This window comes from Nonomuraea sp. NPDC050202 (genome assembly GCF_040656115.1).
GTDB lineage: Bacteria > Actinomycetota > Actinomycetes > Streptosporangiales > Streptosporangiaceae > Nonomuraea.
Genome location: NZ_JBFALF010000085.1, coordinates 1 through 14,387 on the forward strand (window position 1 = coordinate 1; position 14,387 = coordinate 14,387).

Sequence of the window (14,387 nt, forward strand, 5' to 3'; positions counted from 1 at the left end):
CAGCGGCACCTGGAATCTCGCCCCGATCACCCCATGACAAGAGGGTGAGCCAGCTCATGCCGACTCACCCAGCAAGATCTTCAGGACATTCCTAGGCCGTGTTTCATAAGGCGTTGAGCCACTGGTTGATCGCGGCGATGGTGACGACGGCTTCGTAGCGTACGGCGAGCTTGTCGTAGCGGGTTGCCATGCCGCGGTTGCCTTTGAGTAGGTTGATGCCGCACTCCACAGCGTGGCGCAGCCGGTAGAACGCGGGGTCGAAGGCGGGCGGGCGGCCTCCCTTCGCCCCCTTGGCCCGTCGGTGAGCGTCCTGGTCGGCCTTGCTCGGAATGCATGCCTTGATCCCACGCCGGCGTAAATGAGCCCGGTTGGCCTTGCTGGTGTAGGCCTTGTCGGCCAGGACCCGGTCCGGGCGGGTCCTGGGACGGCCACCGCCGAAGCGGGCCACCCGGATCTTGCCCAGTACCGGGATGAACTGCGGGCTGTCGCCCCGCTGATCGGCGGTCACCAGTGCGGCCAGCAGCTTGCGGCCCTGCTCGCACGCCAGATGGGTCTTGGTGGTCAGCCCGCCGCGCGAGCGCCCCAGCGCGTGATCGGGTGGCTCGCTGTGCACCCCGCCGGGTGGTTCCTTTTGCAGATCGCCGTCCCGGCGTGCTCCGGCCGCGTGCTGGTGAGCCCGGGTGATGGTGGAGTCCACGCTCACCGTCCACTCGATCTTCCCGGCGGCGTCCGCACACGCCTGCAAGGCGGCCAGGATCCGCGCCCAGATCCCCTCCCGCTGCCAGCGCCGGAACAAGCCGTACACGGTGAACCAGTGGCCGTAGCAGACGGGCACGTCCCGCCACGGCGCTCCGGTCCGGATCCGCCATCGGATCCCGTCGATCAACTGCCGCCTGCTCCACTTCGGCGGACGCCCCTTGCCCAACGCGGCAGGCAGATACGGCTCCAGCGCCGCCCACTGCGCGTCAGTGAGGTCGTGCCGCCTCGTCACCACTACGCTGGCCACCAGGTCTCCGGTGTTATCTTCGGTGGCTCTCAGCCGTGCAGCAAGTACATCAAGTAGTGTGGGCGGCTACTTGACGCACAGTATCTGGGGGTCCGTACGGCAAGTTGGGCAGCCACTGGCAGGCCTTCTTCAGTCGATTCGCGGCGAGGCCAGAGCAGAAAGGACCCGCTGCCGGAGCAGTTCGTACTCCTCGCGGCACCGACGAGGCGCATCCGGTGGCCGATGCTGTACGCGACCACCGACAACGACCTCGCCGGGTTGAAATTGATCGGACGTGAGGTCCACCTCGGTGCCGTCAGGCAGCCGATTCCAATAGTGGTTCCAGACCTTGGCGCCACCGACATGGACCTCGGCAAGGATCAGGTCACCCCCGAGCAGGTCCTGCACCACCAGTGCCGTCGTGCCGCACTGGCCCCTCGCCGGGTTGTCGGGCCGCCACTGTTCACGGCTTACCGGATCGCAGGTGTCGGGCCCCCAGGCGGCCCGCACTAACGGCCGCAGAAGTTCCACGTTCAGCATCCTGGGAGTGTCGCAGAAAAGCATGACATCTTCGGCGTGACCGATGTGCATATACGGCCGACGGACTGCGGATCAACGATCACAGCCAACTCGGCCAGGTCCTCGAGCCGGGGCCCGGTTCCTGTCACCTGTCACCCGGCTGCGACCAGGAAAGACGACCCTCGAAGGTGGTGTCCGGATCTGTCGATGAGCGCGCACTCCTGGCTTCCGGAGCGACGTCACGCGACGAGCACGGCGGTGAGCATCGAGAGATACGACTCGTGGGCGAGACGCAGGCTGTCAAGATCGGACGTCTCGAACCACGCCACAGCGTCGTGCTCGTCCGTCGCGGCGTTGACGGGTGTTCCGGTCCACCTGTCGATCAACCAGATCTGCATGTCGAACGTCGCGGTCCGGATCTCATGCAGCGGCGGGCCGGACGGCTCCGACGCCGTGATTCCCAACTCCTCCCGAAGCTCGCGGACAAGGCTCTCCCTCGGATCCTCCCCCTCCTCAACATGACCGCCCGGCAGGTCCCACACGTCGGGATACCAACGGCGTCCGGCGCTTCGATGACACAGCAACACCCGATCGCCGTCGCGAAGAACGGCCGTCACGATCCGGACCGGACCGGAGTCGTCAGCGGAGATCGTCATCGGCACATTCTGACCCATGCGGATCTGCGTTCGGTCAACTTGGCCTACGTGAAAGAAGAGATCATCATCCTCTGACCTGCTGGAAGGATCCTCCAACCCTAGATAACGATGGGTGCGTATCTCGCTGGCCAGTATCCAGCAGGTGGCGCGCCAGCCCAGGGGGGTGACATCGGCCAGGACCTAGCACAGCTGCGGCGGGCCACCACCCCGACGAATCCCGGGTGTACCCGGTCACTCGTAGCGTCCGACGTCCCGGATGCCGCGCATATCGCGGAGCGTGAGCGCGTGCCGCGATGCCGGGCGGCAGCCACGTGGCGAGCGTCGTCGGTCAGCGTCAGTCACGCCCAGGGTGACGTCGATCAGGACCGAGGAGAGATGACCGTTCGACATGGCCCGAGCCCACGCCTTGGATCCCGACCCGTCAGTCTCGCTTCAGCGCGCGTGCCCGCGCCGCGGCGATCAGTTGCCTGCTGCCTTCACCGGACACGGCCGCAGCCTGCAGGCAGGCGAACTCGCCTGCCCACCGGGTCACGGCAGCGGGCTCGTCGACGAGCTGGTAGCCGTGCATGGTCTCCCCATGCACCAGGGCAGGTTCGGCGGCGAAGCGCAGCAGCGTGAAGGCCACCTGCGTGGCGAGCACGCCCGCGTCCGCCGCGATCACCTGCACCGTGACGTGCGGCAGCGCCGCCACCTCGAGCAGATGGCCGAGCTGTTCCAGCATGACGCCGGCGTCGCCGACCGGGCGGCGCAGCACACTCTCCTCCACGACGACCGCCAGGCGGTAACGGCCCTCGAGCGCGTCGGCGACCCGGCGCTCGTGCAGGCCGAGCGCATCCTCCAGCCCGTCCGCGAGCCCCCGGGCGAGGTAGATCGCCCGCATGTAAGCGCGGGTCCGCACCAGCGCGGGCAGCACATATCCCTGGTAGTCGCCGATGGCGGTCGCCTGCTGCTCCAGGCAGGCCAAAACGGCCTCGCCACGCTGGAGGCCACTGCCGACGCTCGGCGCCGCTTCTCCGCGCTGCCGTGCCGCCCGTTCACGCTGCGCGGCGTTCTCCAGGGCGGCCCCGCGAACGCTCCCGACCCCGTACAGGCAGAGCAAGGCTCGAAGGTCAGACGGCCGGGGAACCGTCTGCCCCTTCTCCATCCGCCGGATACTCGCCGTCGACACATTCAAGCGAGCCGCAGCGCCATCGAGCGAGACACCCTGCTGCTCCCGCAGGCGCTGCAGGCAGGGGCCCAGCCCTTCGTCGAGCGCTGAAATGCTGGGGACGACCATCCGATCACCCTAGAGGTCCTAGCGGTCGGCCGCTTCGGAACGCACGCCATCCCCTCCAGATGAACGAGCCGCCGCAATGTCAGAGGGCTCCTGGGGCAGCCTGAACGGTCGCGTGCCGCGATGGTCACCCACGCATCCGGCCGGGTCTTATGGTGTGCCGCAGCTATTCCTTGTCGTCCATCTCGGGGGAACCGCCCGATGCCCGCAGCGGTTCGTCCGGGCTGAGCTTCCAGAGCCGCTCAAGGAGCGGCGGTTGGTCACTTCGGAGACGCCCTCAGCGTGGGCTGTCCGGGCCGGTGACCGACTCCAGCGAGGCGGCCCTGCAGGCCGCCTGCGACGCCGGCGAGCTGTTCGCGGTGGTCGGGCGGGTGAGCTTCCTGTGACCGACACCCAGCAGACCACGCCGACCACCGAGCCCGGCACGACGGCTGTGGCCAAGCCACCGCGCCGGACGACCGCGCACACCGCCGCCCAGCTGCAGACCGCGCTCGGCTGGAACCAGGCCCAGTTCGGCCGCGCCGTGGCTGCCGGCGTCATCCCGCCCTGCGACATGAAGACGCTGCGCTGGTCCGGCGGCGTGGTGGACGACCTGGTGGCCCGCCGCGTCGAGCTGGCGGCCATGATCCCCGACCTGCTCGACGAAGGCCAGCTCATGGGCGTGCTCGAGCTCGGCTTCGGCGACTGGCGGCGCGCCCGCGAGGCCGGCCTCATCCCCGGCCCGCAGCGGCCGCCGTACTGGACCAGGACGCAGGCCGACGCGCTGACCGAGCACGCCGGGCAGCTGCGCGGGCAGATCCCGCCGCAGCCGCTCGGCGCCCGCCGGTGTGCCGAGCTGCTTGCCGAGCTGACCGGCCTGCAGGTCGACCAGGCCGACATCGGCGAACTGGCCAAGCGCGGTCTGGCCAGCGTGGTCGACGACTACAAGGGCTGGGCTCTGTACGACGTCGCCGCGCTGCGCGCCATTCCCGGCGATACTGAGCGCCTGGCCGTGCTGACCGAGGTCGTCGCCCGCCGCGGCCCGGGCCGAGCTCGAGGAAAAGCTCACCCGTGACGACGGCTGGTGCTGGCTGGCTGAGTCGGACGGTGCGGTCGCCGGCATGCTCGCGATCCATCACCCCAACCACGCGGGCTGGATCGCGCCCGCCGTGCAGAAGCCTCCGCCCGTGGCGTACGTGGGCTCCTTGTACGCGCGTCCGGTCAGCAGGGGCCGCGGCCTCGGCGCCGCGCTGGCCGCCCACGCCCATGCCGAGGCAGCGGCGGCGGGCGTCGAGACCATACTGGTGCACTACGCGGCCCCGAACCCGCTGTCCGTCCCCTTCTGGTCCCGCCAGGGCTACCGTCCGCTCGTCACGACCTGGGGACGGTTCGCTTAGCGTACGGATCAGGAGGCCTTATCGAGGATCAGCTACTGTTTCCGTCGCCGCGAAGGTGGGAGCGAGGCAACGTGCCGGCGCATCGACACACCGGCCACGAGTCCAGGTAAGTCGTAGGGGCCGCACCCGACCACGGGCCCCTCGAGAAGGGCGTTCATGGCGGGCCGTGCAGCGCCCCCGCGTGGTCCACCGTGGCGGGAGATGGCCACGCGCAGTACGGCTGGTACGTGGCCAACGCCACGATCGGCGGCGTCGCCGAGCTGAACGCGATCTGGCACGCGCTGGCCCGCGACCATTTTCGGCTTCCGCGATGGTCACCTGGTGATCCGCTTCGACGACGATCCCAACGGCCGTGTCCTGTGCCACCCGAACGCCCGCATCACCTCCTCCACCCTTGCTGCCGCCCAAGCAGGCCGGCATGGTAGGGGGCAGACCTCAGACTCCCTCTGGACCTGTTTGACCGGTGGAAGAGCTGACGACCCTGGACCAAGTCGGTTTGATCCGACAAGGCCCAAGGGCCGCCGCTTAACCCACGGGAGGGGTTCCGCACCGACCATGCCAGTGGTCGGATCACGGCGGGCCACTCCTTCTCTTGGGCGGTGGGACGCCGACGAATCTTCCATCGACCCCGAGCGACCAAGTTATTCGTACCGTACACGGGCGACTACGACGGTGCGCTTGAAACGCGAGTTGCCCGCTTTATGACCGAGAAGTGAACTCCTCAAAGATCATTCGACTGTGAAACCGCTGGCCGGAGCAGACGGCAGCTCGCACGGACGGCTGAGCCTTGGTAGTGGGTGAACTGCTGGGTTCCTTCCCAGCAATCCGCCCACGTGTCACCGGTCAGATGGTGGCGGCGTCGATGACGAACCGGTAGCGGACGTCGGACTTCAGTACCCGCTCGTAGGCGTCGTTGATGTCGTCGGCGCTGATGACCTCGGTCTGGGACGCGATTGCGTGCTCGGCGCAGAAGTCGAGCATCTCCTGGGTCTCGCGGATGCTTCCGATCGAGGATCCGGCCCAGCTGCGGCGGGCGGGGATGAGGGCGAAGGCCGGGAGAGCGGGTCGTACTCGGGTTTGGGCGTCGTGCCCTCGGGAGCGTTCGGGGGCAGGCCGGTCTCCATCTCGACCAGGTGCCGCTCCCAGAACTGCGCCATCTCGGTCACGTGCGCGGGCAGTGCTTCCAACAGGCTTTGCGGGGAGATCTTGACCCGCTGGCCAGTCCCGACCACGTTGAAGTCCTCGGCCGACAGCAGATAGGGCAAAGCAACCACGGTCGTCTCTCCGCCAGCCGACAGGAGTCGCACCGTGTTGCCTGACAAGGCCACGACGGTATGCTCGGTGCCGCTGAAGACCACCCGGTCATTGATTCGCAGGACGCCTGGCCGCTCAGCCATGCCAGCTCCCAACTCGCGATGAAGCAGCCTCGACGATGGTGCGATCGCTGAGAACCAGCGATAGGTCGGCCAGAAGTCGGTGACGCCACATCAGATGGAACAGCACCGGCAGGGACGCGAGGGGATCTCCGGCCTCTTCGGCCCCCGCCATCAACGCGCGCGGACGGGCGAAGACGGATAGCAGCCGCGCAGCCAGCGCTTCGTCAAATATCGGGGATGTCGGTAACCAGCCAGCCACCGCTGGTTGGCGACCAGCACCCCATCCATCTGCCCCCAGACGGCGTAGCGCCAGCCCAGTTGCCCGCAGGCTGCCTCTGCCGCGTCGAACGCCTCTTGATCACGTTGTGCAATCCGGTCCAGCGGACGAGAGTCCAGCATCGGGACGCCACCGGCCGTCTGCACGAGAAAGTCGGGTGCGTGCCGGGGGATCTTCCTGCGGGCAGACCAAAGGAGCCACAACGGCTGCGACACGATCGTGGTCACCGCGGGGTCGAAGTCGAGCGCGACCAGGTGGTCGCGCTCGACCCATGACTCGTACCCGATGTGGCGCCCCATGGTGGCCGACCAGTACCAGCCGGGATAGTTCCGCTGCCCGTATAGGACGGGAACGACCGCACCGGCCGAACCAGGTCATCAGCCAGCTCGCCTAGCCACGCCCACGGGACACGCCGTTCTGTGCCGTCTTCTCCGACATAGATCGCATAGAACTCGTCCATCGCAGCCAGCTGCGTGCTCATGATGCCCCGTTCCGAGGCGGCGGGTCGTAGTAGCCCCGGCTCGCGATCAGGACGCTCTCGAAACACGTGTAGCGGTCGATGGTCTCCTGATCCGCCCCCGGATACGGGACCCCCGATCGGGACATCCCAACGGACAACTCCGGCACCACCAAGCCGCAGTCGCCCTGGTCAACCTCGACGTCGAAGCGGGCTCGCAGTTCCGTGATCACCTGCTCGGCAGGCGTCGAGAACAGATCCACACCAAGCAGGAACACCTGCGCCCGCGGCTCCACGTCGAAGTCTCGGTAGATCTCGACCGTCTGCACCACTCCTGCGGACCCGCAGAATACGTGCACGTCAACTCCCGATCCCATCAGCCGCCAATCCAGCGGCTCCGCACCCGGATACGGCGCGTACGGCTGCGGCGCGCCCCACGCCGCCAGCACCCGCCCTGTTTCCTCGAACGAAGCCCCCAGCAGCACCGGTCCAGCAGCCCTCAGCGGATCCAACTCGATGACCAACGGTGACACGTCGCCTCCAAGGCGTCCGACAGCCCCAGGAACCACTCCAAGCGCAGTGACATCCTCACCAGATCAGGTGAGAACTCGCCACATGTTTCGCCAGGTCGCGTGAGAAGTCGCCACTTCAGACGCGAAACCACGGGGTTGCCGTAGTACTCCGGGAAAGATCGGGCGGATATGAACCCCGGTGTACCCCGGTCTGCCGCCGCGCGCCCGAGGTGATCCGCCTGCAATAGCTCCCTGTTCAGCCCCCCGGGCCTTGATGGGGTCGGCCGGTCAGGTCGCGGTGTGCTGGTCGTGGTCGCGGAGCATGCGCAGGACGGTCGCGGCCGAGGGGTGACGTCCCTTCTTCTTGCCGCTGGTGATGACGAGCCGGGCGGCGATGTCGCGCAGGCTGAGGTCCTGTCCGCGCAGATGCAGGGCCATGGCGAGCATGTTCTCGTCGGTGACGGCCGCGCCGCCGATGGCCTTGCCGCGGGCACGGGCGGATTCGTGGCCTTCCAGGGTCCAGTCGCGGATGTACTCGCGTTCCATCCCGGACAGCGCCGCGAGCACGGTGAACACCACGCCGGAGGGGTCGTGGGAGCCCTGCAGCTCGCCGGTGAGGAACTCCAGGGCGATGCCGGCGGCGCGCAGCGCCGCCCAGCTCGCCCGCCTGCTGGGCGTGGACCGCAGCGCGATCAGTCGGGCCCTGTCCGGCACCGCCCGGCGCGGGGAGCCGTGGCCATCGTTCAGCACCGATCCGGCCGCCCGGCGGCGCGTCTACAACACCACCGCCTTCCTGGCCTGGTGGGATCGCTACCATCGCGGGCCCGGGCGCCGGCCTGCCGCGAAGATGTCCCGTCTCAAATGATCTTCTTTGAGACGGGACATCAGCGATCGCGTTGTTCTGCTCTGCGGGCGGCAAGCTGGTCGTTGACTGCTGCCTCCATGCTGGTCAAACGCGTCTGGACTTCGCCGAACTGTTCGTCCAGGCGCGTACGCAGCTGTTCCAGTGCGGTGGTGGGAGGCGGAGCCGGGTGGACGTGCGTGGTGGGCCGGCGGTGGATGCCTCGCAGGGCGAACACCGACAGCAAGCCCCAGTACAGGATGGCGATGCCCGTGGCGAGCATGCGCCCGCTGGCGGGGGTGGCGCTGTAGACCATGGCGACAGTGCCGGCGCCGTACAGGACCCAGGCCAGGCGGAGGCTCCAGGAGGAGCCTGTCAGCCAGCACAGCAGCCACAGGATCGCTCCGGTCACCGCCCAAGCCGACCAGATGGCCTCCGCTCCTGCGGGCAGGCCGGCGGCGTGGGCGGTGATGTAGGCATGGACCGGCGTGGTGACGACCTCGGTCAGGTGCCAGTCGACTACCCGCTCCAGCGTCCAAGCCCCGCCGGTGACCAGGCCGTTGGCCACCCCCTGAACGATGGCGCTGAGGATCGTGACAGCCAGCCACAGCAGCGTGATCACGATGAACGCCACGGCCGCGACGCAGACGGCCAGGACGGAGTACTTGGCGATCTCAGCCTCGCGCGGATCGTCAGCGAACCGCTCGTGCGCCCACTCCTGGACGCGTTGGTAGCGCTCGGCGATCCAATCGGCCACGTCGACCATGCGAAGATCTCCTTCACCGAAGGTGGGGGCGCGGGGTGTCCCCCGAATGGTCTCCCGCACGCGAGCGCGCTGCCCTGGCAATGACACGGAACTCGCCATGAGGTGACAGCTTCCGCCCTGCATGTCCCATGGGGGTGCCGCGTGCGGGGGTCGTGCACCGGCACGGTATCCGACGCCACCGACACTTCCACGGCGCATGAGACCCGTTCTGCGAGCCGGAGATGCCGTGGGGCGATGAATGAGACCTTGCGGCGCCGATCTCGATCAGTAAGCCGTGTCAACGATGGCGGCCGAACCCCAGGAGACACACAGTCAGGTGGTCGTGGGCCAGGCATCGGCTGTTCGGAAGGCCGCAATCGGCAACGACCCGCTCAAAGCTTCTCCTACGGGCCCGTGCCTTACCTGACCGGATATAGAGGCGCAGGTTACGACAGAGGAGACCAACTGATCACCAGGGTCCTCAAATCGGGAGGCATCATGACTGACCGTGCTCATCCATGCTGCTGCTCGCGCTTGCGCTGACCGCGATCCGCCATGGGCACTGCGGGCCGATGTCACCGATGGGCTGGTCAGCTGAGTTTGTGCTCGGCAAAGCTGAGCCTGGTTCGGGTATCGGTGTCTACCATGTGCCGCCGGGTGAGGCAGCAGAGGCCATCGACCCGATGTGGCATCGACGACGGCGACACGCTGTTTGCACCTTCGGCGGTCCTCGGCTTGGGCACCCCACTGGCGCTCAGGTGCGGCATGGGCACGGGGGGCATTGGAAGTGCTTCGTCGTCAGGGCGGACACCGCCCAGGAGACTGCGATTTGCCAGGAGACAACAGCCGTTCATTGACTCATACCACGACTATTTGTCAGACCCATTTGTGAGACTGTGTCGTACCCGAGCGGGTGACCGCCTTCCGCTTGTGAACAGCTACGGCGATCGCCGAGACGCTGCCGCAGAGCGAGGCAACCAACGCCGGCAACCGCCGACAACCGCGTGCGAAAGGCGAGGTGCGCCAACGATGGCCAAGAGCGCCGAAAACTACTTCCACGAGTTCACGACGAACGCGGCCGCCGATGCCGCGATGTCGCTGCTGCGCTCCTCAGATGCGATGGTTCATGTAGCGCTCATGGCCGCGCACCTGGGCGATGGGCAGATCGTCGATGGGATGACCCTGGTGGCGGCGATCGGCGAGGATCTGCTCACCCTGCCTGTCAAGAATGGTCCTGCCGATGGCGATCGGCACGGCGAGGCGGCCGCGGAAAGCCTTCTGCGCAAGTGGACCAAGAAGGGATGGGTGCACCGCAGTCTCGACCCGACTACCCGGCTCGAGCGCTACCAATTGGCCTCCGGAGCCGCGCAGGCCGTCCGGCAGATGCGCAGCCTGCGCCATCACACCTCCATCGCCACCGAATCGGCGCTGTCGATGGTGATGGCAGAACTGCGGCAGATCGCCGTCGCGGCCAACCCCGACCCCGGAGCGCGGAAGAAGGCCCTCAATGAGCAGATCGCGATGCTGTCTGCCCAGCGCGAGGAGCTGGAAGCCGGCGCAGCCCCCGAGATCAACCTCGGCGAGCTCGTCGACAAGGTGGCCGCCCTGGCGCAACTCATCGAACGCATCCCCACCGATGTAGCGCGCTACGGCGAGCACATGCACGCCAACACCGCAGCCCTGCTGCGCCAGAGCTTGACCGGGGAAGCAGCCGAGTTCGCCGAGACGCTGATCAACATGTTCGACGGGCATGACGTAATCGCGGCCTCCCCCGAAGGCCAAGCCTTTCGAGCCTTCGCCACCCTGCTGGGCAACCCGACCCAGCGGGCCCAGCTCGAAAGCGACATCAACGAGATCCTCCTGCATGTGCAGCCCTTGCCCGCGCACCTGGCACACGCCCTCACCGCCTTCATCGACACCATGTGGGAGCGCATGCGGGAGGTCGAAGACGTCCGCAAGGGCGCGTTCAGACGCATCAGCAACTTCGTCCGAGGCGGAGACGCCCGGCACTACCGCAGCATGCGCACTCGCATCACCGAAGCCCAGGCCGCCGCCTCGCGCGCCTTCCAAACCAGTCACAGCGGCCGTGACACGGGCTTCCCCGTGCCCATGAGCCCGGCCGTCACCACGTCAGTGGGCCGGCTGCGCCTCAATGACGGCGCCGGCTCCGCACCCGATCCGATAACCGACTCCAGCGGGGAATTCGCCATCGAACCCGAGGCCCTGGCCGCCCGTGAAGCCATCGACTGGATCGCCGTGCGCGCTGCGGTGCACGCCGCCATGGACGCACACGGCGGCTACGCCACCCTGCCGGAGGTGATGGCTCACCTGAGGGCGCCACGCACCGGCGATGTCATCGCCATCTGGCACCTGGCCGCCCGGCACGGCATCGTCAACGAGACCGCGCGCGAGCACGTCTGGGCCCACACCAACCGGGGCATGCGCGAGCTCATCGTGCCCTACATCTTCTTCGGCGAGGAACTGCCCGCCCCCATTGCCCCCGCCCCACGCCACCGCCACCTGCACACGCCTGCCCTGACAGCCCTGGACCTGCAAGGAGCCACCGATGGGTGAGATCGCCTCACCGTTGTTCCACGACATCTTCCACGAACAGGGCGGATCGGCTGATCCAGCCACGCTGGAAAACATCGAGGAGCTGTTTTCCACCTGCGGCCCTGCCGAGGTCGGCGCACACGTCACTCCCGGCCAGCCTGGGCCTCGCTTCGGAGGAGACACCAGCCAGTTGCCACCCGAGGCGTGCTGGACGTTGCAGGAACTGGTCGCAGCGCCGCACATCAGCGAAGACAAGTCCAAGAAGCACTGGCCCGTCCTGCTGCAGTTCGAGGACATCCTGCGCAGCCGCCTGTCGGAACTGGGTCTGATCTTGGAGATCAACCGGGACCGGGGCTATGCCTTCACCCGCCAGGCCGAAGACCCCAGCCCGCACAGCCGTGTCTTGCTGCGCGCCCGAACCCTGAGCCTGACGTCCAGCACGCTCGCCCTGTACCTCTACAACCAGTATCTGGTGGCGCCGGACGAGCCGGTCGTCGAAACCTCCGACATGGTCGAGCACATGCTCGGCTACAAGCCTGCTGATGACACCGACGAGGCGGCCTTCGAGAAGAAGATCCACGCGGCGATCAGGCTCTTGGATGAGGCTGCCATCATCAAGCCCGTCATCGGAACCAGCCGGTACATCATCCACAGCGTGATCACCGCTGTCTTGACCGCCGAACGCGTCGAGGCGCTCGAAGCCCGATACCGGGCACTGGTGGACGGCCCTTCGACCACACCTGACGGGACCACCGCGACAAGCTCCCGTCCCCTCGGCCCACAAGCTGCAACGGCCACCATCGCACCTGCTCCGACTGCTCCGACGCCCATCACCACCACACATGCCGCAGACGCGTCGGCCGAGAAGGGCGACCGCGGTGACCACGACAGCCGCAACGACCGCGACAGGGACAACGACGATGACTGACTACAGCCACGCCCGAACGATCAACCTGGGGCAATCCCGGCTGGTCCGCCTGCAGATCGTCAACTGGGGCACCTTCTGCGACTACAAAGATCTGCCGATCGACGAGCGCGGCGTGCTGTTCACCGGCCCGTCCGGATCAGGCAAATCCTCGCTGTTGGACGCCCTATCGATTGCGCTCCTGCCGAGCCGGGACCAGCGCTTCAACGCCTCGGCCGACTTGAGCGCCAAAGGCGCCAAGCAAGGTACCCGCAACGGAGCCGCTTACGTACGTGGAGCATGGTCGGAAAACGACGACGAACACGGCCAGTCCCAAGTGCGGTACCTGCGCGGTGGCAAACCGACGTGGTCGGCAGTGGCCGCGACCTTCGACGACGGGTATGGGACGGTCACCACTGGAATCGTGGTCAAGTGGTTCACCGGTACCGACGATGACAGTGGCGAGCTGAAAAGCATGCATCTGATTCACGACGGCCATTTCGAGCTGATGAGCGCCTTGGATGGCTGGGCCCACCGGCAGCGAAAACCCTTTGATTTGGGATGGCTGAAGGGAGCCTATCCCGGTCCGGCGACCGTCTATCCCACCGGCGAGCTTGATTACACCCGCAAGCTGGCCGCGCGCATCGGCCTGGGTGAATCCAAGATGGCCCTGTCGTTGCTGGGCAAGGCCAAATCGATGAAGAACGTCGGTGACCTGAACCTGTTCATCCGCGAGAACATGCTGGATGACCCCGAGACCTTCACCGCCGCCAACACCATGGTCGCGCTCTTCAAGCCGCTGGACCAGGCGTACCAGACCGCCTACCGGGCCCATGCGCAAAGGCAGGTCCTTGAGTCGGTACCGGCTGGCTGGCAGCGTTACCTCCGCGCCAAACACGATGCCGACCGCGCCGCAGCCCTGTACGGAGAAACGGCCCAACGGTACCTGCGCGGCATGCACTTGCAGCTCCTGCAGGACGAGATCGCCCGCTTCGGCGAGCGTATCGGCCGGCTCACCGAGCAGCTCGCCGATGAACGGACCGAGCAAGCCGAGGCGGAGCGGGCCTACACCTCCCTCAACGACCAGTTGCGTGAGCAAGGCAAGGCGCTGATGGCCTTGCAGGGCGAACACGACCAGGCCACCGCGCAGCACCATACCCGCAAGACGGCTTACCAGCTCTTCAGCAGCCACGTCCAGCGGCTCGGCATGCCTGCCCCGCGTGACCAAGACGGTTTCGTCGCGCTGCGGGCTCAGCTGGGTGCACTCCTGCAGGAAGCCCGCGCCGCGCAGGCACGTATCCAGCCCGGCCGCCGCGACGCTGGCCAGCGCGCTGGCCAGGCCGCCGCCCGGCACCGCGACCGCGCTGCAGAACTCGCCGCGCTGCGCCAGGCAGGGACCCTCATCCCGCTCAAGGCCATCGAACACCGCGAGCGCATTGCCCGCGGAGCCGAGGTGGCGGTGGAGGACCTCGTCTACGCCGCCGAGTTGATCGACATCGCCGAGGAGCAGGAGAGATGGCGGCCCGCGGCCGAGAAGGTGCTACGCACCTTCGGCTTGCGGCTGCTGGTACCGAAGAGATACGGCGATAAGGTCAAGACCTTCATTGACGACCACGACATGCGCGGCATCGTCGACTACAGCATCGTCACTGCCACCTCCACGCACCAGCCGCAGCCCTCCCCCCGCACTCTCGCCGGCAAGCTCACCGTCGACCGCGGCCATCCCAGCGGCCTGTGGCTGGCCGCTCAGATCGCCAAAAAGTTCGATCATGTGTGCGTGGAGAGCGCCCTCGACCTAGGGCCTGTACGGAGTTGAGGTCAGAGGGATTTGCTGCGCTTTGGCCGGCGATCCTGGTACCCCTTCGCCATGGCGCGTGGAGACCTCACCGATGAGGAATGGTTCTTGATCGAGC

Annotated in this window: 13 protein-coding genes and 1 pseudogene; 5 read left to right on the plus strand and 9 right to left on the minus strand. The window is 67.3% G+C overall.

Going from position 1 to position 14,387, the window contains the following annotated elements:
- Positions 1–103 precede the first annotated feature (103 nt).
- The 4 genes from AB0I79_RS62360 to AB0I79_RS62375 all read right to left on the minus strand — a co-directional run bounded on the left by AB0I79_RS62360 (position 104) and on the right by AB0I79_RS62375 (position 3,436).
- Positions 104–1,009 (minus strand): IS5 family transposase, encoded by a 906-nt coding sequence (locus AB0I79_RS62360; protein WP_357895917.1) that lies wholly within the window; start codon positions 1,007–1,009, stop codon positions 104–106.
- A 126-nt stretch (positions 1,010–1,135) separates the two neighbouring features.
- Complete coding sequence (locus AB0I79_RS62365; protein ID WP_357895884.1) at positions 1,136–1,525, minus strand: hypothetical protein; 390 nt, start codon at positions 1,523–1,525, stop codon at positions 1,136–1,138.
- Positions 1,526–1,743: 218 nt separating this feature from the next.
- On the minus strand, positions 1,744–2,160 hold the full coding sequence (locus tag AB0I79_RS62370; RefSeq protein ID WP_357895887.1) for an NUDIX domain-containing protein: 417 nt from the start codon (positions 2,158–2,160) through the stop codon (positions 1,744–1,746).
- A 421-nt stretch (positions 2,161–2,581) separates the two neighbouring features.
- The gene (locus AB0I79_RS62375) at positions 2,582–3,436 is read right to left on the minus strand and encodes a helix-turn-helix transcriptional regulator (protein ID WP_357895890.1); all 855 of its coding nucleotides are present in this window, start codon (positions 3,434–3,436) and stop codon (positions 2,582–2,584) included.
- Positions 3,437–3,815: 379 nt separating this feature from the next.
- Here AB0I79_RS62375 and AB0I79_RS62380 point away from each other — a divergent pair, with 379 nt between their 5' ends.
- Both AB0I79_RS62380 and AB0I79_RS62385 read left to right on the plus strand, forming a co-directional pair.
- Positions 3,816–4,487 carry a hypothetical protein gene (locus tag AB0I79_RS62380; protein ID WP_357895892.1) on the plus strand — a complete coding sequence of 224 codons (672 nt, stop codon included), beginning with the start codon at positions 3,816–3,818 and terminating at the stop codon, positions 4,485–4,487.
- A gap of 16 nt (positions 4,488–4,503) precedes the next feature.
- The gene (locus tag AB0I79_RS62385; protein WP_357895920.1) at positions 4,504–4,809 is read left to right on the plus strand and encodes a GNAT family N-acetyltransferase; all 306 of its coding nucleotides are present in this window, start codon (positions 4,504–4,506) and stop codon (positions 4,807–4,809) included.
- Between the two features lie 843 nt (positions 4,810–5,652).
- Here the strand turns inward: AB0I79_RS62385 and AB0I79_RS62390 are convergent.
- The 5 genes and pseudogenes from AB0I79_RS62390 to AB0I79_RS62410 form a co-directional block, all read right to left on the minus strand.
- On the minus strand, positions 5,653–5,790 hold the full coding sequence (locus tag AB0I79_RS62390; RefSeq protein ID WP_357895895.1) for a hypothetical protein: 138 nt from the start codon (positions 5,788–5,790) through the stop codon (positions 5,653–5,655).
- A gap of 566 nt (positions 5,791–6,356) precedes the next feature.
- Positions 6,357–6,803, minus strand: a pseudogene (locus AB0I79_RS62395) (TnsA-like heteromeric transposase endonuclease subunit); the annotation flags it as partial.
- 136 nt (positions 6,804–6,939) lie between these two features.
- Positions 6,940–7,452, minus strand: coding sequence for a hypothetical protein (locus AB0I79_RS62400; protein WP_357895899.1), 513 nt, complete (start codon positions 7,450–7,452; stop codon positions 6,940–6,942).
- 267 nt (positions 7,453–7,719) lie between these two features.
- On the minus strand, positions 7,720–8,181 hold the full coding sequence (locus AB0I79_RS62405; RefSeq protein WP_357895902.1) for a recombinase family protein: 462 nt from the start codon (positions 8,179–8,181) through the stop codon (positions 7,720–7,722).
- Between the two features lie 134 nt (positions 8,182–8,315).
- On the minus strand, positions 8,316–9,038 hold the full coding sequence (locus tag AB0I79_RS62410) for a hypothetical protein (RefSeq protein WP_357895905.1): 723 nt from the start codon (positions 9,036–9,038) through the stop codon (positions 8,316–8,318).
- A 1,008-nt stretch (positions 9,039–10,046) separates the two neighbouring features.
- On the opposite strand from AB0I79_RS62410, the gene AB0I79_RS62415 reads away from it, so the two are divergent.
- From AB0I79_RS62415 to AB0I79_RS62425, 3 genes are read left to right on the plus strand one after another with little or no spacing between them, the layout of a single operon-like run.
- The gene (locus AB0I79_RS62415; protein ID WP_357895909.1) at positions 10,047–11,591 is read left to right on the plus strand and encodes a DUF3375 family protein; all 1,545 of its coding nucleotides are present in this window, start codon (positions 10,047–10,049) and stop codon (positions 11,589–11,591) included.
- Positions 11,584–12,498, plus strand: a complete 915-nt coding sequence (locus AB0I79_RS62420) for a DUF4194 domain-containing protein (protein WP_357895912.1) — start codon at positions 11,584–11,586, stop codon at positions 12,496–12,498. Before AB0I79_RS62415 ends, AB0I79_RS62420 begins: the two co-directional genes overlap by 8 nt.
- Entirely contained in the window at positions 12,491–14,290 is a 1,800-nt protein-coding gene (locus AB0I79_RS62425) for an ATP-binding protein (protein ID WP_357895914.1), read from the plus strand. Before AB0I79_RS62420 ends, AB0I79_RS62425 begins: the two co-directional genes overlap by 8 nt.
- Positions 14,291–14,387 lie beyond the last annotated feature (97 nt).

Coding starts and splice junctions, on each gene's coding strand:
- AB0I79_RS62365 (WP_357895884.1), bottom strand. CDS start 1,525: ATGCTGAACGTGGAACTTCTGCGGCCGTTAGTGCGGGCCGCCTGGGGG.
- AB0I79_RS62410 (WP_357895905.1), bottom strand. CDS start 9,038: ATGGTCGACGTGGCCGATTGGATCGCCGAGCGCTACCAACGCGTCCAG.
- AB0I79_RS62390 (WP_357895895.1), bottom strand. CDS start 5,790: ATGCTCGACTTCTGCGCCGAGCACGCAATCGCGTCCCAGACCGAGGTC.
- AB0I79_RS62420 (WP_357895912.1), top strand. CDS start 11,584: ATGGGTGAGATCGCCTCACCGTTGTTCCACGACATCTTCCACGAACAG.
- AB0I79_RS62425 (WP_357895914.1), top strand. CDS start 12,491: ATGACTGACTACAGCCACGCCCGAACGATCAACCTGGGGCAATCCCGG.
- AB0I79_RS62375 (WP_357895890.1), bottom strand. CDS start 3,436: ATGGTCGTCCCCAGCATTTCAGCGCTCGACGAAGGGCTGGGCCCCTGC.
- AB0I79_RS62370 (WP_357895887.1), bottom strand. CDS start 2,160: ATGACGATCTCCGCTGACGACTCCGGTCCGGTCCGGATCGTGACGGCC.
- AB0I79_RS62415 (WP_357895909.1), top strand. CDS start 10,047: ATGGCCAAGAGCGCCGAAAACTACTTCCACGAGTTCACGACGAACGCG.